The sequence below is a fragment of the Diaphorobacter sp. HDW4A genome (assembly GCF_011305995.1).
Lineage (GTDB): Bacteria > Pseudomonadota > Gammaproteobacteria > Burkholderiales > Burkholderiaceae_C > Diaphorobacter_A.
In genome coordinates this window covers 5,015,659-5,042,509 of sequence record NZ_CP049910.1, presented here as the reverse complement: position 1 = coordinate 5,042,509, position 26,851 = coordinate 5,015,659, and the positions used below count along the sequence as shown (strand labels likewise).

Here is a 26,851-nt window from a genome sequence, read left to right as displayed (position 1 = left end):
GACTGTTCAAATCAAACTCAGCGCCAGCAGTCCTTCAGTGTACCGGGCGTGCCATCGGCCATGCCCTTGGTGCCCAGCGCATTGAGCGTGTAGTTGCCGCATTTTTTGTCATTGGCCTGCGGTCCATTGCGCGAAGCGGTCAGCGTATAGCCATTGTCGGCGGTGACTGTCAATTTGCAGTACCCGTGTTCAGAAAGGTCGCCATATCCCCGTCGCAAGTCAGAAACAATGGTGGCGTAGCTTCCATTCTGCGCACGCCATCGTTCTTGCTTGGCCGCTGCATCGCTCAGCAGTGCCATGCCTTCGGTGCGGCGTGAACGGATTGGCATGTTGATTGATTGACTGATACCAATGAATGAGGCGGCTGTCAGTACGTTGCAGAAATGAGCGGCTTTGACATGTACGCACCTCCTGCTTTAAGGCTCCGGGCTGGCATGCAGTGGCTCTGCAGGTGAAATATCCCCGCGTTTTGCACAATCTGATCAGGGCTTTTGAACAGAGTTATCCACAGTCGATGCAGGGGGGATGTGGCATGAAAAAAGCACTCCACCCTCTGAGGGGTGCAGTGCCCTGGCGTCAACACGCGTTGGAGATTCTTGGCTAGCCCGCGATTTTCTCGAAAGGCGACCGGATATCCGCCAGAAACTTCTGCGTGCGCGGGTGCTGCGGGTGGTTGAAGAAGTCTTGCGGCGTGGCGCGTTCGAGCACTGCGCCTTGGTCCATGAAGATCACGCGGTCGGCCACTTCGCGGGCGAAGCCCATTTCGTGGGTCACGCAGACCATGGTCATGCCGTCCTTGGCGAGGTCACGCATCACCAGCAGCACCTCGCCGACCATTTCGGGGTCGAGCGCGCTGGTGGGCTCGTCAAGCAGCATGATCGGGGGCTTGAGCGTGAGCGCGCGGGCGATGGCCACGCGCTGCTGCTGGCCACCGGAGAGCTGGTTCGGGATGGCGCTGGCTTTGTGCGCGAGGCCCACGCGCTCCAGCAGAGTCATCGCGCGGTCCTTGGCCTCGGCAGCGCTGAGTTTGCCCAGTTGCACTGCGGCGAGCGTGCAGTTCTCGAGCACGGTGAGGTGCGGAAACAGGTTGAACTGCTGGAACACGAAGCCGATGCCCGCGCGCAGCACGTTCACGTCGAGCTTGGGGTCGTGCACGTCCTGAGCGTCAAGCAAAATGCTGCCGCCCTGGATCTCTTCGAGCCGGTTGATGGTGCGGATCAGCGTGGACTTGCCCGAGCCCGAGGGGCCGCAGACCACGACGACTTCGCCGGTGGCGATGGTCTCGTTCACATCCACCAGTGCGTGGTATTCGCCATACCACTTGTTCACGTTTTTCAGCTCGATCATGCTGCTACCTTTGCTTGCGGACGATTGCCGAGGCCTTTGCGCTCGAGTCGTCGCTCTATCCAGAATGCCAGTCGCGACAGGCCGAAGCACAGCACGAAGTAAGTGAGCCCCAGAATGCCGAACACTTGGGCGGGTTTGGTGAAGACGAGGCTGTTGATCTGCGTGGCGATGAAGGTCACCTCCGCGAGGCCGATGATGTAGCCGAGCGAGGTTTCCTTGATCGTCGAGATGAACTGATTGACCAGCGAGGGAAGCGAATTGCGCAGCGCCTGCGGCAGGATCACCGAACGCATTGCCTTCATGTAGGGCAGGCCGAGCGAGCGTGCGCATTCCATCTGGCCCTTGGGCAGGCCGAGGATGCCGGCGCGCACGATCTCGGCGAGATACGCCGCATCGAACACGACGAGCGCGATCAGCATGGTCCAGAACTGGTCGGTCTTCACCCCCGTCACGCTGGGCAGGAAGAAGTAGGCCCAGAACACCACCATCAGGAGCGGCATGCCGCGCACAATGTAGATGAAGCAGGTGACCGGCACGCGCAGCCAGCGCTTGGGCGACACACGCATCAGCCCGAAGACGAGGCCGAGCGGCATCGACAGGATCAGGCCGAGGGAGGCGAGAATGATCGTGAGCGCGAGGCCGCCGAGCGGCCCCTTGGGGTACTGCCCGACGAGGAAGTACAACCAGTATTCTTGAATGAGTTCCAGCATGTTCTTGTTCTTCTTGTCAGGTCACATGGTGCGCACCGGATAGCGGTGCTGGAACCAGGCGGCGACGCCGGTGATGACGAGCGACACCACGAGGTAGGAGACGCTGGCGAATGCAAACGCCTCGAAGCTGCGGAACGACTGGCTCTCCACCTGGCCGGCCTGGTACATCATTTCCGCCGCACCGATCACAGTGGCGATCGATGTGCCCTTCCACATGTTCAGCGTCTGCGAGATCAGCGGCGGCACCGTGAGCCGGAAGGCCTGCGGCAGGATCACGAGCCGCATGGTGCGCATGTAGCCGAGGCCGAGCGCGCGCGCGGCCTCCATCTGCACGCCGGGCACGGCGCGGATGCCGCTGCGGATGTCCTCCGCCATGTAGGCCGCCGTGTAGACGCCCAGCGCCATGACCGCGCAGATGCTCTCCACCGGGCCTTCGTAGAGCATGTCCTTGATGGGCGCGGGCAGCATTTCGGGCACGCCGAAATACCAGAACAGCATGTGCGCGAGCAGGGGGATGCTGCGCACCACCTCCACATAGGTCGCGCCGATCCAACGCAGCGGCCTGTAGGGCGACAGGCGAAACAGCGCGATCACGAGGCCCAACGGCAGCGCTATCCAGAAAGCCCAGAAAAGATATTGCAGCGACATCTTGAGCCCGGCCACGAGCATGTCGTGGTACTGGCCCGAGATCAGCATCTGCGGGTCGAAAGTCGTCATAAATTCATGTCCGCCGCCGTGCGATCACGACGCAAGAAAGCACAAGGCGCTCTACCTGAGAGCGCCTCGTGCGCGGGCCTTGCATCGAATGAGCGAAGCCCCGGGAGCAGCATCACATCAGGCGCTTACTCGGCGACCTTGTCGGTCTCGAACTTGAACGCGCGCTTGTCCATCTTCAGGCTGCTCTTCTGGCCGAACCATTGTTCGTACAGACCTTCGGCCTTGCCGTTGGCTTCCATCTCGCGCAGGGTGTCGTCCACCACCTTTTTGAAGCCGGCCTCGCCCTTCTTGATGCCGAGCGCCAGCGGCTCCACGCTGATGATGGTGGGCAGTAGCTTGTAGTCCTTGCGCTGGTCACCCAGCTGCACCATGGCGCGCACCAGGCTCATCTCGTCATTCACGAAAGCCACGGCCTTGCCCTGCTGCATGGCGACCAGTGCTTGCGGCGAGGTGTCGAACGAGATGATGGTGGCCGTGGGCACGGCCTTCTTCATGTTCACTTCCATCGAACTGCCCTTGGCGGTGGCCACGCGCTTGCCCGCGAGTTCCGGCACGTCCTTGATCGGGCTGTTGGCCTTGGTCATCACCTTCTGGCCGGTGATGAACGTAGTCAGCGAGAAGTCGATCTGCGCCTCGCGCTCCTTGTTGTGCGTGAGCGATGCGGCCAGCAGGTCGATGTGGCCCTGCTGCAGCTCGGGGATGCGCGCAGCCAGCGTGATCTGCTTGAAGACCGGCTTGACGCCCAGCTTCTGCGCGACGGCACGCCCGAGGTCCACGTCGTAGCCCACCAGCTCGCGCGTCTTGGCATCGATGAAGCTCAGTGGCTCGTCCGTGCCCAGCACGCCGACGACCAGCTCGCCCTTCTTCTTGATGTCTTCCAGTTGATCGGCGTGGGCCACGCCACCCAGCAGGGTGACGGTGGCAAGGGTGGCCGCAGCCAGCAAACGGAATTTCATGACGTTTCTCTCCTTGGGGTGCCTGTTGTTTGATATCTGTATCTGAATCGATGAATTTGGCACTCTACCAGTGAATCCGACGGAGCAGCCGCTCGCAAACCCACGGATTTTCACCAGCTGGTGGAATATTTCGCTCAGATGCGCTCACGCCTCTGAGCGCACCGGGTAAGCACTGGTTATGCACATGCTTATCTACATGCTTATCCCGAGGTGTCCCTCTCTGTGGTGATCAGAACCCCGTTCCAAACCGGATTCCACCCCCATGTGGACAGATCTGCAAAAACCAATTCCCACATAGTTATGCACAACCCTGTAGCTTCGAAATTTCCCTGTTCATTTCAGGCATCCATCACGCAGAAAGTGAATGCAATGTATTGATATGAAAAGAAAATATGAAATTTACGATTTGTGAATTCACTGTGGGCAAAATTGGCAAAGCTGTGGAAAAAGCTGTTGATTTGTTCGCTGCATACTGGGTTTGCGCACAGTTGTGGCCTACCCGGTGACCGCGTCCCAGTTCAGCCCGAACTTGTGCAGATATTTGCGCAGCCGATCCGCGTCGTTCGCCACGGCCTTGAGTTCGCGCGACTTGTCGAACAGCCTGCGTCCTGCCTCGGACAGGGTGCGCGACTGGCGGCAGATGTGGATGACGGACTGCAGCTGCAGCCGGTCAAAGTAGTCGAGCGCGGCGAGTTGCGCTTCGGTCAGCATGTCGGTCAGATCGACCGAGTCGTGCGACGCACTGGTGGCGGGTAAATCGCCATCGGCGTGCTGCCAAAGCCACTGCAGCCGGCTGATCTCGGCCTGCACCTGTTCGACCGAAATGCGTCCGCCCTCGGCGAGCGTGGCGAGGCGGGTGACGCTCGCGGCCAGATCGCGGAAGTTGCCGGACCATGGCGCATCTGTGGAGTTGGCAAAGCGCAGATAGGCCGCGCGCGCCTCGGCGTTGAAGCGCACGTTGCGGCCGATCTCGGCGGACGAGCGCGCGAGCATGTGGTCGACATTGGGCTCGATGTCCTCGGGCCGGTGCGCGAGCCCCGGCAGCGTGTAGGCCCAGAGGTTGATGCGCGCGAACAGGTCCTCGCGAAAGCGGCCCCCGGCCACGTCCACGCGCAGGTCGCGGTTGGTGCCGACGACGAGCTGGAAGTCGCTCGACACCTCCTTGTCGCTGCCCATCGGGAAGAAGCGCTTTTCTTCGACCGCCTTCAAAAGCATGGCCTGCTCATCGAGGCCCAGTTCGCCGATCTCGTCGAGAAACAGCACGCCCTGGTGCGCCGCGCGCAGCAGGCCCGCGCGGTCGGCCGCCGCGCCGGTGAACGCGCCCTTCTTGTGGCCGAACAGTGTCGAGGCCGCGCCGTCACCGCGCAGCGTCGCACAGTTCACTTCGACGAAATCGCCGTCGATCTGGTGGCGCGCCTTCTTGAGCTCATACATGCGCCGCGCCAGATGCGACTTGCCCGCGCCGGTGGGCCCGGTGAAGAGAATCGGCGCCTTCGAGCGCACCGCCACGCGCTCGATCTCCTCGATCAGCTTGTTGAAGCGGGCGTTGCGCGTGGCGATGCCGCTCTTCAGAAAATCGATGGCCTCTTCCTTGGCCTGCGTGAAGCGCTGCGCGAGCCCGTCGTAGCGCGAGAGGTCGAGATCGATGAGCGCCAGCTCGCCGGGTGCCCCTGCTTTCTGCTTGCGCGGCGGCGAGGTCTGCAGCAGCACGCCGGGAATCTGGCGCGACTCCACCATCAGGAACATGCAGATCTGCGCCACGTGCGTGCCGGTGGTGATGTGCACCCAGTACTGCTCGTTCTCGGGGTCGAAGCGGTAGTTGCGCGCCCAGTCGTAGATGGCCGCGTACATCTCGCCGAAATCCCATGGGTCGTTCACCTCGAGCGGCACGAGGTTGACCTCCGTTTCGGGCGAGACGTTGGCAATGTCGGCCACGAGCTGGTTCGCGAGCGCCGTGTGTTTGCGCGAATAGATCAGCTCAAGGCGGTCGATCAGCCGATCCTCGTGCTGCACCAGCGACACCGTGGGCCGCCACTTCTCCCAGCGCCCCGCGCCGAGGCCCGAATCGAGCTGGGTGCCCATGAAGCCGATGGCGACGGTTTTCTTTTGCATATCAAATTGGATAAATGACTAGATTAAATTCTAGTAATTCGGCGGTGCGTTGAACAGTGCAAATGGGCTGAATTTCGTTGAAATAAGAATTTATTCAATGAAATCAATGGTGTACGTCGGTTGAATTTCGATCGATACAAAGTTGGCACACCCGTTGCAATGTATTGAGCACAACAGCAAGTTGAATGCAAAAAGGAAACATCATGGTCAACACACAACTGTTCAAGACATCGCAAGGCGCAATGCTGCAAGCCACCAACGCACAGAACAACGAAGGTGCCGCAGCCTACGCATACACACCCCGTCATCAGCTGGCCCAACTGGCCGTGACGGGCTGCCTCGGCCAGACGTTCTACGCCAGCGCCGAAGAGCAACTCGATCAGATCGGCAACCTCGTGGTGTCGGTGGACAACACCTTCACCGCGAAGACGGCGGTCTATGCCCGCGAACGCGGCTATATGAAGGACATGCCTGCCACGCTTACCGCAGCGTTGGCGGTATGGAACACCGAATTGTTTGCACAGGTTTTTCCCCGTGTGATCGATAACGGCAAGATGCTGCGCAACTTTGTGCAGATCGTGCGCTCCGGTGCCATGGGCCGCAAGTCGCTGGGCTCACGCCCCAAGAAGCTGGTGCAGAACTGGTTACTGAACGCCACTGAAAAGCAGTTGCTGAACGCATCGGTAGGCAACACGCCTTCGCTCGCTGACGTGGTGAAGATGGTTCACCCCAAGCCAACGGAGGCCTGGCGTGCCGCGTGGTTCGCGTGGTTGATCGGCAAGCCGTTCAACGAGGCCGATCTGCCGCCCATCACCCAGGCGTTCGAGCGCTTCAAGCGCGACAACGCGAACGGTGTGATCTCGACCGAGGTGCCTGAAGTACCGTTTCAGATGCTGACCGCACTGACGCTGTACAACAAGCAATGGGCGGAGATTGCGAAGAACGGATCGTGGCAGATGGTGCGCCAGAACCTGAACACATTTGCACGCCACGGCGTGTTTGAAGTGCCAGGTATGACGCAACTGATCGCCCAGAAGCTGGCAGATGCCAACGCCGTGGCCAAGGCCCGTGCGATGCCCTACCAGTTGATGGCCGCGTTCAACGCCTGCGACGAAAAGGTGCCCGCTGCGGTGCGCAGCGCACTGCAGGATGCGATGGAGCACGCCATCGCCAACGTACCCACCTTTGGTGGCAACGTGGTGGTGTGCGCCGACGTATCGGGCTCGATGAGCTCACCTGTGACGGGTTACCGCGCTGGTGCGACAACGGCGGTGCGTTGCATCGACGTGGCAGGTTTGATGGCTGCGGCCGTCTTGCGCAAGAACGGTGAAGCACGTGTGCTGCCGTTCGAGAACAAGGTGGTGAAGCTGCAATTGAACGGCCGCGACTCGGTGATGACCAACGCACAGAAGCTGGCGAAGATTGGCGGTGGTGGAACCAACTGCAGCGCGCCTCTGGAACAACTGGCCAACGAGAAGGCGGCGGTTGATCTGGTGATCATGGTCTCGGATAACGAGTCCTGGGTCGATGGCGTGCAGCGCGGTGCCACCAACACCATGTTGCAGTGGGAACGCGTCAAGCAACGCAATCCGCAGGCCAAGCTGGTATGCATCGACATCCAGCCCTACGGAACCACGCAGGCGATGGAGCGCAAGGACATCTTGAATGTCGGTGGCTTCAGCGATGCGGTTTTCGATGTGGTGGCGAGCTTTGCCGATGGCAAGCTCAACGCCGATCATTGGGTGGGCGAGATCGAGAAGATCGTGCTCGCTCCCCAGTGAATGATGAAGGAGTAGAAGCGAACATCTGCCGCTGGCGAATGCTGATGAGACTACATTCCAAACCTGTATATGTCTCATCAAATCCTCGTCGCCGGTGGCGGATGTCCACAGTTTGAAGCGCGAATGCTGGCAGGACTACAGATGGATGCCGAGGTTCGATTCCTCAGCCGGGAAACCGGACATGGCTACGTCTTGCCGTCCCTTGTCGCGCCCCTTTTGTTGGAGTGAACCGTTTTGATTGCCTGACCATGAATGCAGGTGGAACTACATTTAATTTCGTTGTCGCGGGTTCGAGTCCCGTCAGCGCCTCGCAAGAGGTCTGTAGCTCAGTTGGTAGAGCCCGAACACGTTTCACCGATACCTTGTCATGGACAGGCAGTCATCCTGAACTGACAACTCGGAAGTAAGTAGACAGCAAAAGTTTGAAGGTCCTGCGGCGAATGCAGGTGGAATTACAGCTTTGGGTGCTCGTGATGCAGGTTCGAGTCCTGCCAACGCAAGTTGTAGCTCAACTGGAAAGAGCACGAAAAATTTCACCATCACTTATCGCCCTGGGGCGTTCAATCCCTTGGCCAAAGATTACGGAAATACGGGCATGCAGGCACAGAAGGGAGCGCCACTGCCAAAAATGATTGTTATACATGCCGGCAGTCCGGGTAACACCGGGTGGGGCGGGCAAGTCGGTTGACGAGCAAGGTTGAGGATGCAGGTGCTGGCTCCGATGACGGGTCTGTCACTGGCGCGCGTTTCCAATCGTCGACTGGGCCAGCGGAGTAAAGCACCCTGGTCGCCCTGTTGATGCGGGTTCGAATCCCGTCGTGTCCACCAATGAATGCATCGACTGAAGAGTCGATGCGAAGTGAAAGTAGAAGAGAGTTTTTGAAGAACCAGTTTTGGATGTCCTGCCGCGAATGCAGGTGGAATTACAGCCTATTAAGCTCGTGGTCGCGGGTTCGAATCCCGCCGGTCGAAAGGCCGTAGCTCAGTCTGGTCAGAGCACGAAAACATTTCACCACCCCTTGTCGCGATGGGGCAGCCCATTCAAATGCATTGATTACGTACGATTGAACAAAGAAGGAAAAGAAGAAATGTCCGATAACGAACTGAACTACAACGTGGCACAGGTGCCCAATGGCGTGCCGATCAAGATGTGGACTAAGGGCGTTCCCGTGGAAGACGAGGCGCGCAACCAGCTCGCGAACACCTCGCGCCTGCCCGTGGTGTTCAAGCACATCGCCGCGATGCCCGACGTGCATCTGGGAATCGGCGCCACCATCGGCTCGGTGATTCCCACGATCAAGGCGATCATTCCTGCGGCCGTGGGCGTGGATATCGGCTGCGGAATGATGGCCGCCAAGACCACGCTGCGAGCGCATGACCTGCCCGATAACCTGGGACCGCTGCGCTCGGCCATCGAACGCGCGATTCCGCATGGCTTTGCGCCCAAGAACCGTGGACGTGATCCAGGCGCGTGGGATACGCCGCCCGATCCCGTGGATGTGGCGTGGTCCGGTCTGGTGGATGAATTCAATGCGCTGTGCGAGCTGCATCCGCGCCTTGCCAACACCAACAACCGCAAGCATCTGGGAACGCTGGGTTCGGGAAATCACTTCGTGGAAGTGTGCATCGATCAGAACGACTTCGTGTGGTTCATGCTGCACTCGGGTTCACGTGGGGTGGGTAACGCCATCGGTAACCACTTCATCGAACTGGCGAAGAAAGACGCCGAACGCAACATGCGCAATCTGCCCGACAAGGATCTGGCGTACTTTGAGGAAGGTGCGCAGTACTTCGGTGATTACGTGCGCGGTGTGTCCTGGGCGCAGAAGTTCGCGATGAAGAACCGCGAGGTGATGATGACCAACCTGATCGCCGCTGTGCGCAAGGTGATCTCCAAACCGTTCGAGTCGCACGTGGAAGCGGTGAACTGCCACCACAACTATGTGCAGAAGGAACACCACTTCGGTGAAGACGTGTTCGTGACGCGAAAAGGCGCGGTGAGCGCCAAGCGCGGTGAGATGGGGATCATCCCTGGAAGCATGGGCGCACGTAGCTACATCGTTCGCGGCCTCGGAAACCCCGAGAGCTTCGAGAGCTGCAGCCACGGTGCGGGCCGCGTGATGAGCCGCACCAAGGCCAAGAAGATGTTCACCGTGGCCGATCAGATCAAGGCGACCGAGGGCGTGGAATGCCGCAAGGATGCCGATGTGATCGACGAGATCCCGATGGCCTACAAGGACATCGATGCAGTGATGGAGGCGCAGAAAGACCTGGTGGAGATCGTGCATACGCTCAAGCAGGTGGTTTGCGTGAAGGGTTGAACGGAGAGAGCTGTTAGTCGGCTCTCTCCATTTCAGAGATGAAAAGGAGAAAGCCAGATGCTTTCCAAAAATTTTGAAACCGATGTCAAGGAGTCCGTTCTCAGCGCGCATCCCGTAAGCGCCGAGATGCGCAGAGTCGTGGGCGGGCAGCTTGCCGCGCTGGAGCGCGAGCACGACGTGACTGTGCTGTTCGCCAGTGAATCTGGCAGTCGTGGCTGGGGATTTGCATCGCCGGACAGCGACTACGACGTGCGCTTTGTCTACGTGCACCGGCTCGACTGGTACTTGCGCACGGACGCGCGGCGCGATGTGATCGAGCTGCCGATAAGCGATGAGCTCGACGTAAGCGGCTGGGAACTGCGCAAGGCGCTGCAATTGATGCGCGCCTCCAACCCGGTGTTGCTCGAATGGCTGCGCTCGCCCGTGGTGTATCGCGAAGATAAGGCTTGGGTTGAACAGCTGCGTGCGCTCGCTGCGCTGTACTACTCGCCGGTACGCGCGTATCACCACTACCTCTCTATGGCGAAGAAGACCATGAAAACGCATCTGCGCGTCGAGGACCAGGTGGTGAAGTACAAGAAGTACTTCTACGCACTCAGGCCCTTGCTCGCGGCTCGCTGGGTGCGCGAGTTCGGTACCGTGCCACCCATGCGCTTTGCGGAGCTTGCAACGGCGTTGCTGAGCGATGCGGCGTTGCTGGATGAACTCAACGCGCTGCTTGAAAAGAAGATGCGTGCGGGCGAAGCGGCAACCAGTGCGCCGTGGCCTGGCGTGCAGGCGTTTCTCGAAAAGGAGCTTGCGGACGCCATGAACTTTGCACCGGCTCCATCGGGAGACAAGGTTCCTGCAACGGCTGCAAATACTTATTTGCGAGAGGCTGTGATGCACTTCTCCAAATCGTCGACGAGAAAAGGTGAACCATGAAGAGCAACAAGCAACGTCGCGAAGAAATCATGCAACTGCGTTTGAAGCGCGCAGCACGAGCACTTGAGCCCCATCCACGCGGTGAAGTTGTCAGCCCGACAATGCCGCACCGTCGCTACGTGGACAAGGCGTTCACCTGCATCGATTGTGGAGTGCAGCAAGTATGGACGGCCAAGCAGCAGCTCTGGTGGTATGAAATCGCCAAAGGCAATCCCTATACCGCCGCCGTGCGCTGCCGTCCTTGCCGCAAGCTGCATGCTGAACAGCTCAAGGCCATGCAATCACATCCCGGTGCCAACAAGCTGGGTGAAGAGGTCGCGTGGCTCAAGAGCCTGAAGAGCGAACCGAGTGATCCCGCGAAGATCAATCGACTCAATGCCGCACTCGACGGTCGGCATGACAGCGTGCGAAAGGTTGCAGTGGATGCAATCGCGCAATGGCAACGCCCGCAAGACGAGCCCCGTTTGCGCGCATTGGTGGACCGCCCCTTCAGGGGCTACTCCAACCCATTGCACGAGGCAGCAGCGCGAGCATTGCTACCGCTTCTGCGTCATCCGCACGATGAGGCGTGGGTGCTGGAGCAATTTGCGATGAACCACAACGCGGCGCGGCCGTTTATGGAGTTTGCGCGAGCCATGCCGGATGCCGCATTGCACCGTGCTTTGATGCTCGAGGCAGAGAACAGCGATCAACGTCGCCTGCACAACCTGTGCATGATGATGGAACACATCGCACGTCCATTGCCAGCGAACGTGGTCTACAAGCTGGAGAATTCCAATGAGCGCCATCTGCGCGCCTATTCAAAAAGGTATAAGGCCGAAGAGGACTGAAAACCGAAGAGCACTTGAACAAGAAGAATTGCAATCATGACAACGACAACCATCATCGAAATCGACGGTTCCACTGGAGAGGGTGGCGGCCAGATCCTGCGGACGTCACTGGCACTTTCCGTCATCACGGGAACGCCATTTGTCCTCGACAACATCCGCGCCAAGCGTGCGAAGCCCGGTCTCATGCGCCAGCACCTGACCTGCGTGAACGCGGCCGCGGCGATTTCGGGCGCGCAGGTGGAAGGCGCAGCGCTCAACTCGCAGCGCCTCGTGTTCACGCCGGGCAAGCTGCAATCGGGCGACTATGAATTCGTCATCGGCTCTGCGGGAAGCTGCACGCTGGTGCTGCAGACCGTCTGGCCTGCGTTGCTGTTTGGAGAAGGCACAAGCCGCATCACGATCAAGGGCGGTACGCACAACCCGATGGCACCGCCGTTCCAGTTTCTCGACTTGAGCTATGCGCCACTCATGCGCCGCTTGGGTGCGCCAGTGCAACTGGAACTCAAGCGCCATGGTTTCTACCCGGCAGGTGGCGGTGTGATCGAGGCCGAGATCAGCCCCGCTGCCGCCACACTCGCGCCGTTCGATTTGCTGGAACGCGGCGCGCTGCGCGAAAGCTATGCGGAATGCCTGTGCGCTGCGATTCCGCGCTCGGTGGCGCGGCGCGAGCTGGAAGAGCTGCGCCTGCAATTGGGTTGGCAAGAAGACCAGATGCGTCAGGGCGAAGCCCGCCAGAACGAAGGCCCCGGCAATGCACTGATGGCCATGCTCGCGTACGAGAATGTCTGCGAAGTGTTCACGCGCCTTGGCGAAAAGGGCGTGAGCTCGGAGCAGGTGGCGCGCTCACTGGCTGGCGAGGTGCGCAAGTTTCTGGCAGCCGATTCAGCGGTGGGCCCCTATCTTGGCGATCAGTGGGTATTGCCGCTCGCGTTGGCCGTGTGGCGGACCGGACGCGGCGCGAGCTACACGTGCAGCCCGCTGACTCAGCATGCGCGGACGAATTTCGAGGTGATTCAGCGCTTCCTGCCGGTGCGCATCACAGAGCAGCAGCTTTCGGCAGAATCGCGCACGCATCGCGTTCAGGTGGGGCGCACGTGAATGAAGCCAGTCGTCCAGGGCGGCTGGCATCCCACGGTTTAGAAAACGGCCTCAATCAGAAACGGCCCCTTGCGCTTGAGCGCCGCGCGCACCGCGTCGCCGAGTTCGGCGATGTGGGTGGCGCGCACGGATTCGATGCCGCAGCCCTTGGCGATGGCGAGCCAGTCGAGGGCGGGGTTGTCGAGGTCGAGCATTTGGCGGGCGTTCTTGCCGGGGGTGCCTGCGCCTACACTCTTGAACTCGCCCTTGAGGATGGCGTAGGTGCGGTTGGAAAGGATGATGTTGAGCACGTCGAGCTGCTCGCGCGCCTGCGTCCACAAGCCTTGCAGCGTGTACATCGCGCTGCCGTCGGCCTGCATCAGCACGACCTTGCGGTCGGGACAGGCGACGGCCGCGCCGGTGGCCAAGGGGATGCCGTTGCCGATGGCGCCGCCAGTGATCTGCAGGTAGTCGTGCGGCGCGGCCTGCATGGTGTGGCGGAAGAAGTCGCGGCCCGAGCTGACCGATTCGTCGCAGACGATGGCGTTCTCGGGGATCAGCTCGGCCATGGCCTGAGCGAAGGTGAGCGGGTTGATCGGCGTGGCCGTGCTCCAGCTCAGTTGCTCGCTGGCTTCGAGATGCGGCTGGGCGATGAGCGATTGCGGTTTGCCGTTCGCGCCTACGGCTTCGGCCAGGTGCTGGAGTGCCTGCAGCGCATCGCCGCCGAGCGGGCTCAGTGTGATGACTTCGCAGTTCGCGGGCAGCATGGAGCCGGGCTTGCCGGGATAGGCGAAGAAGGCCACGGGGGCCTTTGCGCCGATGCAGATGACGCGTTGATACGGTGCGAGCAGCTTGAGTGCAGCGTCCACGTTGTAGGGCACGCGTTCGATGGCAACGCGACCCCGGCCGCGCTGGGTGCGGGCGTTCGATTGCTGGGCGAGCAGGTGTGCGCCAGTGCGCTCGGCGATGCTCTGTGCGATGGCAAGCGCGTCTTCACGCAGCGCGCGGCCCGAAAGCATGATGAGAGTCTTGCCGTCTTCCTTGGATGCCAGCGCGCGCACGCTCTGGCGCAGCGCGGCATCGTCGAGCTGCAGGGCTTCGGCGGGTTTGGCCAGCACGGTGGACACCGAGGTCTCTGACCACGCCGCGTCGGCCGGAAGAATCAGCGTGGTCACACCGCCGCCGAGCGTGGTGGACTGGTGAATCGCCTCGGCTGCCTGCTGCGCGACCTCGCCCGCGTGGCGCACGCGTCCCACCCATTTGGACATGGGGCGTGCAAGCGATTCGATGTCGCTGGTGAGGGCTGCGTCGTAGTGCAGGTGATAGCTCGCGTGGTCGCCAACGATGTTCACCATCGGCGTGTTCGCGCGGCGCGCGTTGTGCATGTTGGCAAGTGCGTTCGCCAAGCCGGGGCCCGTGTGCAGCAACGTGCATGCAGGCTTTTCGGCCATGCGCGCGTAGCCGTCGGCCGCGCCGGTGACCACGCCTTCGAACAGGCCGAGGATGCAGCGCATCTGCGGCTTGCGGTCGAGCGCGGCGACGAAGTGCATCTCCGACGTGCCGGGGTTGGCGAAGCAGACGTCGATCTGATTGGCGAGCAGCGTGTCCACCAGCACGTCGGCGCCGTTCTGCGTGGGGTGGTTGGAGGTGGGGGAGTTGGCGTTGTCCATGGTGCGTATCCGGCTTCGCGTGAAGCGTTGTAAGTAGGTGGCGTGTCGATGTCGATGATGCCGCAGGCGGGGGGCGTGTGAGTCCCCACGCGAGTCATTTGTCGACCACGATCTTGTTGTCGTCGATGACTTTCTTCCAGACCTGGCTGTTGGTCTGTATGAGCTTGACCATGTCGGTGCGCATCACGTCGCTGGGCTCGGCACCGAGCGCCGCTACCTTGGTGCGGTAGTCGGGATTGTGGATGATCTTGCGGCTCGCGTTGGTGAGTTTGTCGACGATGGGCGCGGGCACCCCCTTGGGCACCATCAGGCCGAACCAGCTGTAGAACACCAGATCGGGATAGCCGCTTTCCTTGAACGTGGGCACGTTGGGCGACGACGGAATGCGTTCGGCCGTGCTGACCGCGATGCCGCGGATCTTTCCGCCTTCGAGCTGCTTCATCATCGACGGGTACTGGTCCACCAATGCGGTGACCTGTCCGCCGAGCACGGCTGGTAGAAATTCGGCCACGCCCTTGAACGGGACGTGCATCCAGTCGATGCCTGCGGTGGATGCGAGCAGCGCGCCCGAGAGGTGGTTGGACGAGCCCACGCCCGGCGTCGCGAACGAGAGCTTGCCGGGGTTCTTCTTGGCCTCGCGGACCAGGTCGTCGAGCGACTTGATCGACGACTCCGCGCTCACGCCGTAGACCACGCCCATGCGGCCCATCACCGCGATCTGCTCGAAGTCGTTCTGCAGGTTGTAGGGCAGCGATTTGTAGAGATGCGGCGAGACCTCGAAGGTGCCCGCGTTGGATTCACCGAGCGTGTAGCCATCGGGCGCGGCCTTGGCCGTGAGCGAGGTGCCTAGCTGACCGGCCGCACCGGGTTTGTTTTCCACGACGATGGGCTGGCCGAGCTCGCGGCCCAGAAACTCGCAGAAGTTGCGCGCCATGAGATCGGCCGTGCCGCCTGCGGGGTAGGGCACGATCATCTTGAGCGGGCGATTCGGGTAGTCGTCGGCCGCGTGCGCCGGGGCGGACGCAACAGCGAGCCACGGCAGCGCGAGCATCAGGGCTGCAGAAAAAACACCACGTCTTGCACATCTCCTCATGGACAGTCTCCTTGGTTGTTGTGTGACTTGCGAAATTTCTTCCCGACATGTTCGGCTTGACTCGCCTCGCGCGCTTTTCGCTGCGTCAGTTGGCGTAGCCGGAGACAAATTCCTTGGCTGCGCCGGTGGCCGGATCGAACACATGGCGGCGCACCTTGCCGATGTCCGCGCCGTACACGTGGATGCTGATCGACACGCGGTCATCGAACGCGTTGATCACTTGGTGCACATCGCCGATGGTGGGCGACACGGCCTCCACCGTGCCGGGTTCGAGCCGCACCTGTTCGGTGGCGGTGAGCGTGCCGGTGTTCTCGTCTCGGTCGAAGGACTGCGACACCTCGGCATTGCGCAGCATGCCGATCAGGCCCCAGACGGTGTGGTCGTGGATGGGCGTTTTCTGGCCCGGGCCCCAGACAAAGCTCACCACGCTGAAGCTGTCATCAGGCGCGCGGTGCAGCAGAAACTGCTGATAGAACTGTGGATGCGGCACGGCGTGGCGCGCATCCAGCCAGTCATCGTGCCTGACCAAATCGCCCAGCAGCTTAGCGCCTTCGTCCAGAATGCGGGGCTCGTTGTGGGCGGCCTCGTTGGTGAGCCGCGTCATGGCAGCGATGAAATCTTCGAAACGCTTATGCATGGAGTCTGAAATTCCTCGTGGACTAAATGAAATGTATGAAAGCGGGGCTCAATTCCCCGTGTATACCGGCTGGCGCTTTTCCTTGAAAGCAGCCATACCCTCGCGGTAGTCGGCGCTCTCCTCGATCATCTTCAGCTGGCGCATGGTGCGCGCCATCTGCTCCGACGGGCCCTTGCTCAGCACCTCTTCGTTGACGAAGCGCTTGAGCGTGGCCAGCACCATGGGCGACATCTTCGCGAGCTCGTGCGCCATCTTGAGCGCTGCATCCACCTGCTCGCCCACGGGCGTGATCTCGTTGACGAAGCCGATGTCGAACGCGCGGCGCGCCTCCAGCGTGCGGCACAGCAGGATCACCTCCATCGCCACATGGTGCGGAATGCGCGCGGCGAGGCCCGAAATGATGCCGCCGGTGAAGCCCACCTTGGCCTCGGGGTAGTAGAACTTGGAGGACTCGGATGCGACGAGCAGATCGGTCATCATCGCGAGCACCAGCGCGCCGCCTACGCACCAGCCGCTCACCGCGCCAATGATGGGCTTGTCGGTCTGGAAGCCCACGGTGGGAATGCAGCGCCAGAGTTCGGGGAACTCGTGCAGGTCGGCACCGGCCGAGAACGCCTCGTCGCTCGCACTGGTGAGCACCGCCACGCGCGTGCTCTTGTCTTCGTCGAAGCGGATGAACGCATCCTGCAGCTCGCGCACCACGGTCGCGTTGAGCGCGTTGCGCTTGTGCGGCCGGTTGATGGTCAACAGCGTGACGCCATCGCCCTTATCCTCTACCAACAGGGATTCGTATTGCGACATGGTGAGTGGTCTCCTTCGGTTTTAATGGTTGGTGAAAAGCACTGTCTTCAACGGATTTGCAGCCGTGCATCGACCGCGATGCAGCGCTCGCGCGAAACCATCAGCGGGTTGATGTCGAGTTCGAAATCCGTATCGCGCAGATCGTGCGCGAGCCAGCCCACGCGCACGATGGCGCCGATCACGCCGTCGCGGTCGAGCGTTCGGCCCCGGTAGCCGTTCAGCAGATGGCCAATGGGCAGTGTATCGAGCGCCGCACTCACATCCTGCGCAGCAAGCGGGGCCGAGGCCACCACGCGGTCGGCCAGCAGCTCAACCAGCACGCCGCCCGCGCCGAACACCACCACCGGGCCGAACTGCGGATCGGAGCGCGCGCCGATCAGCAGCTCCACCTCGCCCTGCGCCATAGCCTGCACCAGCAGGCCCTCCACGCGCGCATCGGCCTTGTAGACGCGCGCGTTGGTGATCAGGCGTTCGTAGGTGCTTGCGGCCTCGCCGACGCTGCGGATATTGAGCGCCACGCCGCCCGCCTCGGTCTTGTGCACGATGTCGGGCGAGACGATCTTCATCACGACTGGAAAGCCCATCGCGGTAGCTGCGTTCGCGGCATCTTTTGCCGATGTGGCGAGCTGACCCGCGTTCACCGGCAGGCCGTATTGCGCGAGCAGCGCCTTGCTGCGCGCTTCGTCCAACGTGCCCCGCGGCCAGTTGTCAAGCGGCCCGCACTGCACGGGCCGCTCTGCCGTGTGGCGCGGCTGCCAGTCGCTGCGGCGTTTCCAGCCTGCAATCGCGCGCGCCGCTTCAAGGCTGGAGGACGAGAACGCAAACCCGCGCGCGGCGAGCTTGTCGCGCATGCCCTGCGAGGTCGCTCCGGCCTCGAACACATAGATCACCGGTTTGGAGTTGGCCGTAGCATCAGCGCGCGTGCTGACCTCCACGAGGCCATCGACCCATTCCTGCGGGCACATCGACGACGTGACCAGCACCACGTCGGTGTCCGCGTCGGCATCCATCGCGGCGAGTGTGGCTTCGGCCACCACCTTCGGGTCCTGCGTGCTGCGCGCGCCCAGATCGACCGGGTTGTCGGCCTGTCCCTTGGGGTAGTGCTGCGCGAGCGCAGTGCGCGTGGCATCGGAAAATTGTGAGAGCGCCACGCCCTGATCGGCCAGCGCATCCGCACCGAGTGCGCCGCCGCCGCCCGAGGGCGTGACGATGGCCACCTTGCGCACCGCGCGCGTGCTGTCGCGCCACATGGAGTTGGCCAGCAGCAGCATTGCGCCCATGTCGTCGAGCAGCGTTACGCCTTCCTCGCGACACACGGCCTCGAACACCGCGTGATCGCCCGCTACGCTGGCCGTGTGCGAGAACGCCGCCGCGCTGCCCGCACTCGAGCGCCCGGCCTTCACCGCGAGCCATGGCTTGCCAGCGGCCACCGCGCGGCTTGCAGTGGCGCGAAAGCGTGCCGCGTTTTTCACACCTTCGATATAGGTGCAGATCACGCGCGTGGCCGGATCGTCGATCAGAAAATCGACGAAGTCGCAGAGCTCCAGATCCGCCTGATTGCCCACCGAGAACCCATGCGTGAAGCCGCCGCCCATGGCCCATGCGCGGTCGAAATAGGTGGTCATGAGCGCACCACTCTGGCTCACGAAGCCAATGGGCTGCGAGGGAAGGTGGTCGATTTCGAGAATCGGTGACGAGCACAGCACGAGCTGGTGGGCTGCGCTGATCACGCCAAGACAGTTGGGGCCCATCACGCGCATGCCGTGGCGCGCGCCGATCTCCAGCAGTTGATGCTCGCGCGCAAGCCCCTGCTCGCCCACATCCGAAAACCCTGCCGAGATCACCAGCGCGGCGCGTGTGCCAAGGCGTCCGGCCTGCTCGATTTGTTCGACCACCTTGTCGGCGGGAACGGTGAACACGACGAGGTCGGGACCCGCGTCGAGCTGGTCGAGCGAGGCATAGGCCTTGAGGCCAAACAGCTCATCACGCGCCGGATTGATGGGCAGCACCTGGCCCGCATAGCGGTGCTTGAGCAGCATGCGAAACAGTCGCCCGCCGAACTTGGATTGATCCTCCGACGCCCCGACGAGCGCGATGGATGCGGGGTTCAGAAAGCGGCTCACCGATGCCGATGCACTGGGGACTCGTGGTTGCTGCACGTTCTCTTTCATCGCTGCCGACACGCTGCGGTCTCCTTGTCGTTTTGGTTGGGTCGGAAGGGTCCGTGTCACTGGCTCAGATTCACCTTCTTGAGCAGATCGCCGTAGTAGACGCGGCTGGTCTCGATGTCCTTGGCGTAGTCCGCGCCCGGCTTCCAGCCTGCGGACAGGCTGATGTTGCCGAAGCGTTTGCGTGTCTCGGGCTCTTCCAGAATCTCGCGCTGGGCCTTGGCCAGCTTGTCGACGATGGGTTGCGGCGTGCCTACGGGAACGGCGATGCCCCAGAAGCCTTCGAACGGCAGCGTCACATCAAAACCCGCCTCCTTGGGTGTGGGCAGATTGGGCAGCTCGGGATTGCGCTCGCTCGCAAAGGTGACGATGCCCTTGGCGCGGCCGCTCTTGACCGCCTCCAGACCCACACCGTCGATCAGAAAATCCGTATGCCCGCCGAGCATCGCGGAGAGCGAATCGGCCGAGCCCTTGAACGGCACATGCAACATGTCGAGCTTGGCGTCCTTCTTCAGAATCTCTCCCGCCAGATGCCCGCCCGAGGCCACGCCCGCAGATCCCCAACTGAGCTTGCCAGGGTGCTTGCGTGCGTAGTCGACAAACTCCTGCAGCGTGTTGACCGGCACTTCGTTGCGCACCGCAAGCACCGGCAGATACCCGGCGAGCGAGCCCACGAAGCTGAAGCTCTTGACCGGGTCATAGGGCAGGTCGTTGCGCAGGTGTGGCAGCACGGTGAATGCAGTGCTCGTGGCCAGCAGCAGCGTGTAGCCATCGGGCTTGGCGCGCGCCACCACGCCGGTGCCTAGCGACGTCGTGCCGCCGGGCTTGTTCTCGATGACGATCATCGCGCCGAGCTTCTGGCGCAGGCGGTCCGCGTAGATGCGCGCGAGGTTGTCGCTGTTGCCACCGGGCGGGTAGGGCACGATGAACACGATTTCCCTGGCCGGATAGCCACCCGTCTCGCTCGCTTGCGCTGCACCGGATACCCCCGTCAAGGTCGCAACCGCCGCAACGGACAGAGCGCTGAAAACCCCTCGTCTTGTCGTCTTGTCAAACCCCGTCATGCCTTCTTCCCTTTCACAGTGGATTTTGTGAATTCCAATATTTGGAATGTCGTTCTTCAACTGAATCGAAAATTGGCCGAAGTCTCCTTCGGCCTGTGGCTACAGCGCAAAACGATCGAATTCAACCCTAGTGTCGATCGATGGCGCAACTATACGGGCAATGAAAAATGGGTGTCAATGCGGATTCCGAGCATGCAAATGCGCAAATCGGATAAGCCCGTGCCACGCGGCGCACCGCTTTGATTTGCGCTGCAATGGCCCGCAAAACTACTGTGTTCAAGCGGTTTTCGTGTGAAATTCTGCGAAGATGCAGTACGCAAAGCCTGCCCACGTCGCGAATGTTCTTGACCGTGGTGCGGGCTTGCATAGAATTTGTTTTATTCAATTTTTTAGAAACAATGTTCTATATATTGGAATTTATGATGCGAGGCACACGCCGGACATCCACCTGACCACAGAGCCTGAGGAGATCCATTCATGAGCAGCAGCACCTCCGTCCTTCCCCTGCAAGGCGTTCGCGTTCTCGAACTCTGCAACGTCGCCGCCGGTCCGTTCTGCGGCATGCTGCTGGCCGACATGGGGGCCGATCTCATCAAGATCGAGAACCCCACGGGCGGCGACACGCTGCGCACCTGGCCGCCCATCACCGATGGCTTCAGCGAGAACTTCGCCTCGCTCAACCGCAACAAGCGCTCGATCACGCTGGATCTCAAGTCGCCGGACGACATTGCCAGCCTCAAGGAGCTGGTGCGCACGGCCGACGTGCTCATCGAGAACAACCGCCCCGGCGTGATGAAGCGCCTGGGCCTCGATTTCGACACCCTCAGGGCCGTGAATCCGCGCCTCTTGTACTGCTCGATCTCGGCCTACGGTCAGACCGGACCGCGCGCCAACGAGGGCGGTTTCGACCTCACCATCCAGGCGATGAGCGGCATCATGAGCGTGACTGGCGAGGCCGGTGGTGCGCCCGTCAAATGCGGCGTGCCGCTCAGCGACTTCGCAGCGGGCCTCTACGGTGCCTATGCCATCGCCGCATCGCTGCGCCATGTGCAGCAGACGGGCGAGGGCGCGCACATCGACGTGCCCATGCTCGGCACCTCGCTCGCCATCGCCGCACTGCAGACATCCGAATACTTCGGCAGCGGCCGCGACCCCGGCAAGCTCGGCTCGGCCCACCCTCGCAACGCGCCGTATCAGGCCTTCCGCTGCAGCGACGGCTACTTCGCGATGGCGGCCGGCAACAACGCGCTGTGGCGCTCGGTCACCGAAGTCGTCGGCATGCCCGAGCTGCTGGACGACGAGCGCTTCACCTCGCCCACGCTGCGCGCCAAGCACCAGGTCGCGCTGCGCGATCTGCTCGAAGTGAAATTCCTGCAGCACAACGTCGGCCATTGGCTCACGGCGTTTGCGGGCGTCGGCGTGCCCAGCGCACCGATCAACAGCTACTCGCAGGTGCTGCAGGACCCGCAGGTCGAGCACATGGACTGGGTGCAGAACATCACCCTGCCCGGCGACAACGTCACCAAGACCTTTGTCTCGCCCATCAAGATCAACGGCCAGGGCCAGCCGGTACGCATGAACCCGCCCGCGCTAGGTGCGCACAACGACGAAGTGCTCGCGGCCGCATCTGCAGATAACCAGGTGGCCGCGCCATGAGCGAAGCCATTCCTGCCGCCGCATCCCCTGTGCTGCTGATCGACAAGGTGCCTACGCACTGGACTCTCACTCTCAACCGCCCCGACAAGCGCAACGCCTTGTCCGCGGCCCTGATTGAAGCCCTGCTCGCTGCAGTGCACGACGCCAAGCAAGCACAGGTGCCTCTGCTCGTGCTGCAAGGCGCGGGCGCCAATTTCTCGGCGGGCTTCGACTTCACCGGCTTTGACGAGCAGAGCGAAGGCGATCTGCTGCTGCGTTTTGTGCGCATCGAGACCCTGCTCCAGGAAATCGCCTACGGCCCCTTCGCCACACTGGCCCTCGCGCACGGCAACAACTTTGGCGCAGGAGTGGACCTGTTCGCCGCGTGTCGCCACCGCTGGTGCGCGCCGCAGTCCAAATTCCGCATGCCCGGTTTGAAGTTCGGCTTGGCGCTGGGAACACGCCGCCTCGCGGGTCTGGTGGGGGAAGGCAATGCGTATTCGCTGCTGGAAACGACTGCAACGTTTGACGATGCACATGCGCTCGGGATCGGCTTCATTCAGGGAACAAGGGCGCAGGACGAATGGCCCGTGCTCATCGACGAGACTGCTGAGAGCACCTTGTCTTTGCCTACAGAGAGTCGCAAGTTCCTGCGCGATCTGACGCGGGATACGGCGCATCGCGGCGGGGATATGGCTGCGCTGGTGGCGTCAGCTTCCGCGCCGGGGTTGAAGGAGAGGATCCGGGTGTATCGGGCGGGTTGAGTTCAACGCGGGCAATGACGCCGTCGTCAGGCATTCAAGCGCAAGCTTCCTGTTTGTCGTGGTGGGTCAATAGCCTGTGAAGCGTGGCGCTCGACGCGCTTTTCTAGCTGCGACGCCCTCGGCGGCATCCTCACTGGAGGTGATTTCCTGAGTCGCCATTTGTGTGGACACCATGGTTTCGACTGGACTGCGAGGCAGAGTATCTTGAGCGAGTTGCTTGAGAAAGTGCATCACCGTAGGTGAAGAGTCCGCCATGTCGTGTGCCAGTTCCATGGCGATGGCCGTTTCTTCGCCCGCGGCACACAGACGATTGACGAACCCCGTTTCATATGCTCGCTGAGCCGAAACTGGGCGACCCAGCAGCATTAACTCCATTGCCATCTTGTGCGGTATCCGCGAAGTGATGGAGGCGATGAGCCCTGCCGCATTGCCCAGTCGCGCTTCGGGATAGATGAATGTGCTGCGATCTGTGGCTATGCACAGGTCGCAGAACGTGACGAGCGACACACCCGCAGCAATGACGGGTCCGTCCACCACGGCGATGACAGGTTTGCCCAAGACGACACCCACGTCTGGGATGGCGCGCCAGAACTGAGAAGGCGGCGCTCCCATGTCCAGTCCCGCAGTGAAGACAGAGCCATTGGCCCGCAGCACCGCAACGCGATCATCAGATGCTGAAAAATCCTTCCATGCCCTCACCAAGGCATCTACCGCAACGTCGTCCAGCGCATTGCGCTTGGCTGGACGATCCAGCGTGATGATCCGAACGCGCCCTATGGAGCGCACATCCAGTCGATGGTCAGATTGGCTGATCATGCGTTCTCCATGAAGGCCTTGAAGATGCGCTGTGTGTCGTCGGTGTTCAGCAGGTCGTTGAAGGTACGCACTTCTTCATCCACTGTCTGCATGAGCTCCGCTTGGGACATGTTGCGCAGCAGGGCTTTGCTCTGCCGAAGCGAGGTTCTGGGCATCCGTGTCAGATCCTGTGCCGCAGCGCGTGCCAGCATCAGTGTGTTGCCTGGCTCCGCCAGCGCAGTTGCAAACCCCGCCTCCAATGCCTCGGACCCGGTGAACGGCTTGCACTGCAGCAACCATTCCCGTGCACGCCGCGTTCCAACGATGCGCTCTAGAAGCACACTGGATCCAGCTTCGGGGCACAGGCCCAATTGCACGAACGGCATTCGGAACCGCGTCTGTGCTGTGGTGTACACGAAGTCGCAATGCTGCAGCATGGTCGAACCGATGCCTATCGCAAACCCTTCCACGGCAGCGATGACGGGGACGTCGGTCCGCATGAGCGCGCGGATGTAGCGAATGGCCGGCGAATCGTCGTGATTGCGTTTAGTCTGGAAATCACCGATATCCGCCCCTGCGGTGAACATGCCTCCCGCGCCACTCAGAATGATCGCGGCGCAGCGTGGTTCGGCGCTGGCCATTTCTATCTGATGGGTCAGCTCGTCGTACATCGAGTGGCTGAGCGCATTGCGTTTGTCTGCGCGATCAATGGTGATCTCCAGTACATCGTCACTCCATTCGGATCGGATCATGGCGTCTCCTTGTCCGCCGTGGTGGCGGTGATGACGCCACGCAACTGCAAGTCCGCGATGCGCTCGTCGTCCAAGCCGAGCACTTGCTGGAGTACTTCCTCGGTGTAGCGTCCCAATGCGCTGGGTGCACGTGTGTATTGCACCGGCGTGGCACTGAAATTGATCGGATTGGCAATGCCGCGCACATAGCCATCAGTATCGCCACAGCCCACATTCACGGCCATCTTGCGATGGATGATCTGCGGGTGCTGGAAGGTTTCGCGGTAGCTGTTGATGCGGCCATTCGGTACGTCGCGCAGCGAGAACTCCCTGAGCCAATGCTCGCATGGCAGCCTGGCCATGATGGCCTGAACGCGTGGCAGCAAGATGTCTCTGTTCTGTATGCGGCCGGACATGCGCGCAAAGGCGGGATCTTCCTCCAGTTCCTTGCTGCCGAGCGCCTGACAGAAGCGGCGCCATTGCTCATCGTTGCCAACGGCGATCACGATCTTGCCATCGGAGGTGTCGAACACCTGATAGGGGACCAGCGCCGGATGGGCATTGCCCCAGCGTTGCGGATCCAGATCATTGACCAAGTGGAACGCACCCTGATTGGACGCCAATGCCGTGACGCAATCGAGCAATGCCAGATCGATGTACTGCCCCTCGCCCGATATGTGACGGTGATTCAGTGCCGCCAGTATGGCGATGCTTGCATACAGACCGGTCGTCAGGTCGGCGATGGCAACGCCTACCTTCTGTGGGCCACTGCCCGGGAGATCGTCGCGCTCTCCGGTAATGCTCATCAGGCCGCCTTCGGCCTGAAAGACGAAGTCATAGCCAGGTCGACTCGAGTATGGACCGCTCTGCCCGTAGCCCGTGATCGAGCAGTACAAGATGCGGGGATTGATCGCACGAATGCTGTCGTAGTCGAGACCATAGCGTTTGAGATCGCCGACTTTGAAATTCTCGATGAACACATCGCAGTGGGACGCCATCGCACGGATGAGTTCCGCACCTTCGTCACTCGCGATATCCACGCCTACCGAACGCTTGTTGCGGTTGGCCGAGGCGAAGTAGGTCGCATCGCGGGTTTCGCGTCCGTCTGTCGTGCGGAAATAGGGAGGTCCCCAGTGTCGCGTGTCGTCGCCGCGCGAGGGATGCTCGATCTTGATGACGTCTGCCCCCATGTCGGCCAGCGTCTGGGTGCACCACGGCCCTGCGAGCACGCGGGTCAAATCGAGAACGCGTACATTGCCCAGAGCTTGAGAGTTGATTTTTTCTGCGCTCATATCAAACTCCACTTGGCGGATTCACCTGAATGGATTTCACCTGGAGGAACTCTTCCACGCCAAACGTTCCACCTTCACGGCCCACGCCGCTTTGCTTGTAGCCTCCGAACGGAGCGAGCGCGTTGAAGCGTGCGCCGTTGATATCCACCTGCCCGGCGCGAATGCGGCGCGCAACGGCCATGGCCTCGCTGTCTTCGCCCCAAACGGCTGCCGCCAGACCATAGACGGTGGCATTGGCAAGGCGCACAGCGTCATCCACGTCCGAGTAGGTCAGTACGCTCAGTACCGGACCAAAGATCTCGTTGAACGCCAGCGTGTTGTCCGCAGTCGTCGCATACGCACGCGGTTTGATGAAGAAGCCTTGTTCCGGAACGGCACTACCTTCGGCGATCAAGGTCGCACCCTGTTTCTCGCCTTGTTCCAGCAGGTCATGCACATTGGCTTGCTGACGTTTGGATATCAACGGACCCACTCGGGACGAGTCGTCGAGGCTGCTGCCAACAGTAAGTTTCGACATTTCCTGGCGCAGCAATGCATGTGCCTGTTCGGCAAGTTCAACGGGAACCAGCAGGCGCGTCAATGCACTGCAGGTTTGACCATTGTTGAGCATGCATGACGCCAGCGTGGACTTCACAGCACGCGTCAGATCAGCGCTGCTCAATACTACGCTTGGAGATTTACCACCCAGCTCCGTCGCTACTTTCTTGACCGTTTGTGCGGCCAACGCGGTCACAGCCATGCCTGCCTGTGTCGATCCGGTGAAGCTGACCATGTCCACCGCCGCATGTGTCGCAATCTCTGCTCCGACCACTGGGCCAGTGCCGTTCACCACATTTACTACGCCGTCAGGAAAGCTTGCTTCATGCAGCGCTTCGCAAATCAACTGCACGGTCTGCGGCGTCAGCTCGCTGGGTTTGAGCACCACCGTGTTGCCGGTGAGCAATGCGGGGGCGAGTTTGAGAACGATCTGGTGCAGCGGAAAATTCCACGGAGTGATGCACGCCACGACTCCGAACGGCTCACGTGCAATATGCGAATTGCCTACCGTTGTTTCCCAAGCCAGCGTCTGCACGGTGGCCACGAAGTGTTCGATGTTTCGCAGCGGCGATTCCACCTGCACGATTTGCGAGATCTTCAGCGGGGTGCCTACCTCTGCAGCAATCGCATGCACCAAAGCGCCCTTGCGCTTTTCCAGAGCTTCGGCCCATTTGCGCACGATACGCACGCGGTCGTCCAATGCCGTGGTGCTCCAGCCGGTGAATGCAGCCCCCGCAGCCTGCGCTGCGTGGCGGGCGTCTTGCTCGTGTCCGGTCGTGACTCTTGCGACGATGGTGCCCGTGTTGGGATCAGCTAGCTCCACGAAGTCCTTGCCGTAGGTAGCGCACCATGCGCCTGCGATGTATTGACGGTCATATAGATGGGTCAT

At 61.5% G+C, this 26,851-nt stretch carries 24 protein-coding genes; 8 read left to right on the top strand and 16 right to left on the bottom strand.

The features are described 5' to 3' along the window. Positions 1 to 17: 17 nt before the first annotated feature. The 6 genes from G7047_RS23165 to rtcR form a co-directional block, all read right to left on the bottom strand. Positions 18 to 329 carry a type IV pilin protein gene (locus tag G7047_RS23165; RefSeq protein WP_256376788.1) on the bottom strand — a complete coding sequence of 104 codons (312 nt, stop codon included), beginning with the start codon at positions 327 to 329 and terminating at the stop codon, positions 18 to 20. A 271-nt stretch (positions 330 to 600) separates the two neighbouring features. Next, positions 601 to 1,347 carry an amino acid ABC transporter ATP-binding protein gene (locus G7047_RS23160; RefSeq protein WP_166310398.1) on the bottom strand — a complete coding sequence of 249 codons (747 nt, stop codon included), beginning with the start codon at positions 1,345 to 1,347 and terminating at the stop codon, positions 601 to 603. Beyond that, positions 1,344 to 2,057: an amino acid ABC transporter permease gene (locus tag G7047_RS23155; RefSeq protein WP_166310396.1), complete on the bottom strand. Its 714-nt coding sequence runs from the start codon at positions 2,055 to 2,057 to the stop codon at positions 1,344 to 1,346. The genes G7047_RS23160 and G7047_RS23155 overlap by 4 nt, the downstream gene beginning before the upstream one ends. Positions 2,058 to 2,078: 21 nt before the next feature. Continuing rightward, the gene (locus G7047_RS23150) at positions 2,079 to 2,774 is read right to left on the bottom strand and encodes an amino acid ABC transporter permease (protein ID WP_166310394.1); all 696 of its coding nucleotides are present in this window, start codon (positions 2,772 to 2,774) and stop codon (positions 2,079 to 2,081) included. A 125-nt stretch (positions 2,775 to 2,899) separates the two neighbouring features. Then, positions 2,900 to 3,730: an ABC transporter substrate-binding protein gene (locus G7047_RS23145; RefSeq protein WP_166310392.1), complete on the bottom strand. Its 831-nt coding sequence runs from the start codon at positions 3,728 to 3,730 to the stop codon at positions 2,900 to 2,902. Between the two features lie 495 nt (positions 3,731 to 4,225). Then, positions 4,226 to 5,842, bottom strand: a complete 1,617-nt coding sequence (gene rtcR / locus G7047_RS23140; protein WP_166310390.1) for an RNA repair transcriptional activator RtcR — start codon at positions 5,840 to 5,842, stop codon at positions 4,226 to 4,228. Between the two features lie 203 nt (positions 5,843 to 6,045). On the opposite strand from rtcR, the gene G7047_RS23135 reads away from it, so the two are divergent. The 5 genes from G7047_RS23135 to rtcA all read left to right on the top strand — a co-directional run bounded on the left by G7047_RS23135 (position 6,046) and on the right by rtcA (position 12,796). Beyond that, on the top strand, positions 6,046 to 7,623 hold the full coding sequence (locus tag G7047_RS23135) for a TROVE domain-containing protein (protein WP_166310388.1): 1,578 nt from the start codon (positions 6,046 to 6,048) through the stop codon (positions 7,621 to 7,623). Positions 7,624 to 8,711: 1,088 nt separating this feature from the next. After that, positions 8,712 to 9,944, top strand: a complete 1,233-nt coding sequence (locus G7047_RS23130; RefSeq protein WP_166310386.1) for an RtcB family protein — start codon at positions 8,712 to 8,714, stop codon at positions 9,942 to 9,944. A gap of 57 nt (positions 9,945 to 10,001) precedes the next feature. Then, entirely contained in the window at positions 10,002 to 10,868 is an 867-nt protein-coding gene (locus tag G7047_RS23125; RefSeq protein WP_166310384.1) for a nucleotidyltransferase domain-containing protein, read from the top strand. Continuing rightward, positions 10,865 to 11,698: a zinc-ribbon domain containing protein gene (locus tag G7047_RS23120; RefSeq protein WP_166310382.1), complete on the top strand. Its 834-nt coding sequence runs from the start codon at positions 10,865 to 10,867 to the stop codon at positions 11,696 to 11,698. Before G7047_RS23125 ends, G7047_RS23120 begins: the two co-directional genes overlap by 4 nt. Positions 11,699 to 11,734: 36 nt before the next feature. Beyond that, positions 11,735 to 12,796, top strand: coding sequence for an RNA 3'-terminal phosphate cyclase (gene rtcA, locus G7047_RS23115; RefSeq protein ID WP_166310380.1), 1,062 nt, complete (start codon positions 11,735 to 11,737; stop codon positions 12,794 to 12,796). Positions 12,797 to 12,834: 38 nt separating this feature from the next. Here the strand turns inward: rtcA and G7047_RS23110 are convergent, their stop codons facing one another. From G7047_RS23110 to G7047_RS23085, 6 genes are all read right to left on the bottom strand, one after another. Beyond that, positions 12,835 to 14,445, bottom strand: coding sequence for an acetolactate synthase large subunit (locus G7047_RS23110; protein ID WP_166310378.1), 1,611 nt, complete (start codon positions 14,443 to 14,445; stop codon positions 12,835 to 12,837). A 94-nt stretch (positions 14,446 to 14,539) separates the two neighbouring features. After that, positions 14,540 to 15,538 carry a tripartite tricarboxylate transporter substrate binding protein gene (locus G7047_RS23105; protein ID WP_166310376.1) on the bottom strand — a complete coding sequence of 333 codons (999 nt, stop codon included), beginning with the start codon at positions 15,536 to 15,538 and terminating at the stop codon, positions 14,540 to 14,542. 85 nt (positions 15,539 to 15,623) lie between these two features. Further along, entirely contained in the window at positions 15,624 to 16,175 is a 552-nt protein-coding gene (locus tag G7047_RS23100) for a cysteine dioxygenase (RefSeq protein ID WP_166310374.1), read from the bottom strand. Between the two features lie 48 nt (positions 16,176 to 16,223). Next, the gene (locus tag G7047_RS23095; RefSeq protein WP_166310372.1) at positions 16,224 to 16,976 is read right to left on the bottom strand and encodes an enoyl-CoA hydratase/isomerase family protein; all 753 of its coding nucleotides are present in this window, start codon (positions 16,974 to 16,976) and stop codon (positions 16,224 to 16,226) included. Between the two features lie 47 nt (positions 16,977 to 17,023). After that, the gene (locus tag G7047_RS23090; protein ID WP_240939227.1) at positions 17,024 to 19,159 is read right to left on the bottom strand and encodes an acetate--CoA ligase family protein; all 2,136 of its coding nucleotides are present in this window, start codon (positions 19,157 to 19,159) and stop codon (positions 17,024 to 17,026) included. 44 nt (positions 19,160 to 19,203) lie between these two features. Further along, positions 19,204 to 20,139, bottom strand: coding sequence for a tripartite tricarboxylate transporter substrate binding protein (locus tag G7047_RS23085; RefSeq protein ID WP_166310370.1), 936 nt, complete (start codon positions 20,137 to 20,139; stop codon positions 19,204 to 19,206). Positions 20,140 to 20,235: 96 nt separating this feature from the next. Here G7047_RS23085 and G7047_RS23080 point away from each other — a divergent pair, with 96 nt between their 5' ends. The 3 genes from G7047_RS23080 (at position 20,236) to G7047_RS23070 (ending at position 22,607) form a co-directional block, all read left to right on the top strand. Further along, the gene (locus tag G7047_RS23080) at positions 20,236 to 20,451 is read left to right on the top strand and encodes a hypothetical protein (protein ID WP_166310368.1); all 216 of its coding nucleotides are present in this window, start codon (positions 20,236 to 20,238) and stop codon (positions 20,449 to 20,451) included. 234 nt (positions 20,452 to 20,685) lie between these two features. Beyond that, positions 20,686 to 21,864 carry a CaiB/BaiF CoA-transferase family protein gene (locus G7047_RS23075; RefSeq protein ID WP_166310366.1) on the top strand — a complete coding sequence of 393 codons (1,179 nt, stop codon included), beginning with the start codon at positions 20,686 to 20,688 and terminating at the stop codon, positions 21,862 to 21,864. Further along, positions 21,861 to 22,607 carry an enoyl-CoA hydratase/isomerase family protein gene (locus tag G7047_RS23070; RefSeq protein ID WP_166310364.1) on the top strand — a complete coding sequence of 249 codons (747 nt, stop codon included), beginning with the start codon at positions 21,861 to 21,863 and terminating at the stop codon, positions 22,605 to 22,607. Before G7047_RS23075 ends, G7047_RS23070 begins: the two co-directional genes overlap by 4 nt. 66 nt (positions 22,608 to 22,673) lie before the next feature. On the opposite strand, the gene G7047_RS23065 is transcribed toward G7047_RS23070, so the two are convergent. Genes G7047_RS23065 through G7047_RS23050 form a run of 4 tightly spaced genes read right to left on the bottom strand, consistent with a single transcriptional unit; the run spans position 22,674 to position 26,851 of the window. After that, positions 22,674 to 23,423: an enoyl-CoA hydratase/isomerase family protein gene (locus G7047_RS23065; RefSeq protein WP_166310362.1), complete on the bottom strand. Its 750-nt coding sequence runs from the start codon at positions 23,421 to 23,423 to the stop codon at positions 22,674 to 22,676. Continuing rightward, on the bottom strand, positions 23,420 to 24,154 hold the full coding sequence (locus G7047_RS23060) for an enoyl-CoA hydratase/isomerase family protein (RefSeq protein ID WP_166310360.1): 735 nt from the start codon (positions 24,152 to 24,154) through the stop codon (positions 23,420 to 23,422). The genes G7047_RS23065 and G7047_RS23060 overlap by 4 nt, the downstream gene beginning before the upstream one ends. After that, positions 24,151 to 25,425, bottom strand: coding sequence for a CaiB/BaiF CoA-transferase family protein (locus tag G7047_RS23055; RefSeq protein ID WP_166310358.1), 1,275 nt, complete (start codon positions 25,423 to 25,425; stop codon positions 24,151 to 24,153). Before G7047_RS23055 ends, G7047_RS23060 begins: the two co-directional genes overlap by 4 nt. A 1-nt stretch (position 25,426) precedes the next feature. After that, positions 25,427 to 26,851, bottom strand: coding sequence for an aldehyde dehydrogenase family protein (locus tag G7047_RS23050; protein WP_166310356.1), 1,425 nt, complete (start codon positions 26,849 to 26,851; stop codon positions 25,427 to 25,429).

Bases quoted from the DNA above. Each gene is read 5' to 3' on its own strand.
- rtcR (WP_166310390.1), bottom strand. From the start codon at position 5,842: ATGCAAAAGAAAACCGTCGCCATCGGCTTCATGGGCACCCAGCTCGAT.
- G7047_RS23075 (WP_166310366.1), top strand. From the start codon at position 20,686: ATGAGCAGCAGCACCTCCGTCCTTCCCCTGCAAGGCGTTCGCGTTCTC.
- G7047_RS23160 (WP_166310398.1), bottom strand. From the start codon at position 1,347: ATGATCGAGCTGAAAAACGTGAACAAGTGGTATGGCGAATACCACGCA.
- rtcA (WP_166310380.1), top strand. From the start codon at position 11,735: ATGACAACGACAACCATCATCGAAATCGACGGTTCCACTGGAGAGGGT.
- G7047_RS23050 (WP_166310356.1), bottom strand. From the start codon at position 26,851: ATGACCCATCTATATGACCGTCAATACATCGCAGGCGCATGGTGCGCT.
- G7047_RS23065 (WP_166310362.1), bottom strand. From the start codon at position 23,423: ATGATCAGCCAATCTGACCATCGACTGGATGTGCGCTCCATAGGGCGC.
- G7047_RS23125 (WP_166310384.1), top strand. From the start codon at position 10,002: ATGCTTTCCAAAAATTTTGAAACCGATGTCAAGGAGTCCGTTCTCAGC.
- G7047_RS23070 (WP_166310364.1), top strand. From the start codon at position 21,861: ATGAGCGAAGCCATTCCTGCCGCCGCATCCCCTGTGCTGCTGATCGAC.
- G7047_RS23060 (WP_166310360.1), bottom strand. From the start codon at position 24,154: ATGATCCGATCCGAATGGAGTGACGATGTACTGGAGATCACCATTGAT.
- G7047_RS23100 (WP_166310374.1), bottom strand. From the start codon at position 16,175: ATGCATAAGCGTTTCGAAGATTTCATCGCTGCCATGACGCGGCTCACC.
- G7047_RS23095 (WP_166310372.1), bottom strand. From the start codon at position 16,976: ATGTCGCAATACGAATCCCTGTTGGTAGAGGATAAGGGCGATGGCGTC.
- G7047_RS23130 (WP_166310386.1), top strand. From the start codon at position 8,712: ATGTCCGATAACGAACTGAACTACAACGTGGCACAGGTGCCCAATGGC.
- G7047_RS23110 (WP_166310378.1), bottom strand. From the start codon at position 14,445: ATGGACAACGCCAACTCCCCCACCTCCAACCACCCCACGCAGAACGGC.
- G7047_RS23120 (WP_166310382.1), top strand. From the start codon at position 10,865: ATGAAGAGCAACAAGCAACGTCGCGAAGAAATCATGCAACTGCGTTTG.
- G7047_RS23155 (WP_166310396.1), bottom strand. From the start codon at position 2,057: ATGCTGGAACTCATTCAAGAATACTGGTTGTACTTCCTCGTCGGGCAG.
- G7047_RS23055 (WP_166310358.1), bottom strand. From the start codon at position 25,425: ATGAGCGCAGAAAAAATCAACTCTCAAGCTCTGGGCAATGTACGCGTT.
- G7047_RS23135 (WP_166310388.1), top strand. From the start codon at position 6,046: ATGGTCAACACACAACTGTTCAAGACATCGCAAGGCGCAATGCTGCAA.
- G7047_RS23165 (WP_256376788.1), bottom strand. From the start codon at position 329: ATGCCAATCCGTTCACGCCGCACCGAAGGCATGGCACTGCTGAGCGAT.
- G7047_RS23105 (WP_166310376.1), bottom strand. From the start codon at position 15,538: ATGAGGAGATGTGCAAGACGTGGTGTTTTTTCTGCAGCCCTGATGCTC.
- G7047_RS23145 (WP_166310392.1), bottom strand. From the start codon at position 3,730: ATGAAATTCCGTTTGCTGGCTGCGGCCACCCTTGCCACCGTCACCCTG.
- G7047_RS23150 (WP_166310394.1), bottom strand. From the start codon at position 2,774: ATGACGACTTTCGACCCGCAGATGCTGATCTCGGGCCAGTACCACGAC.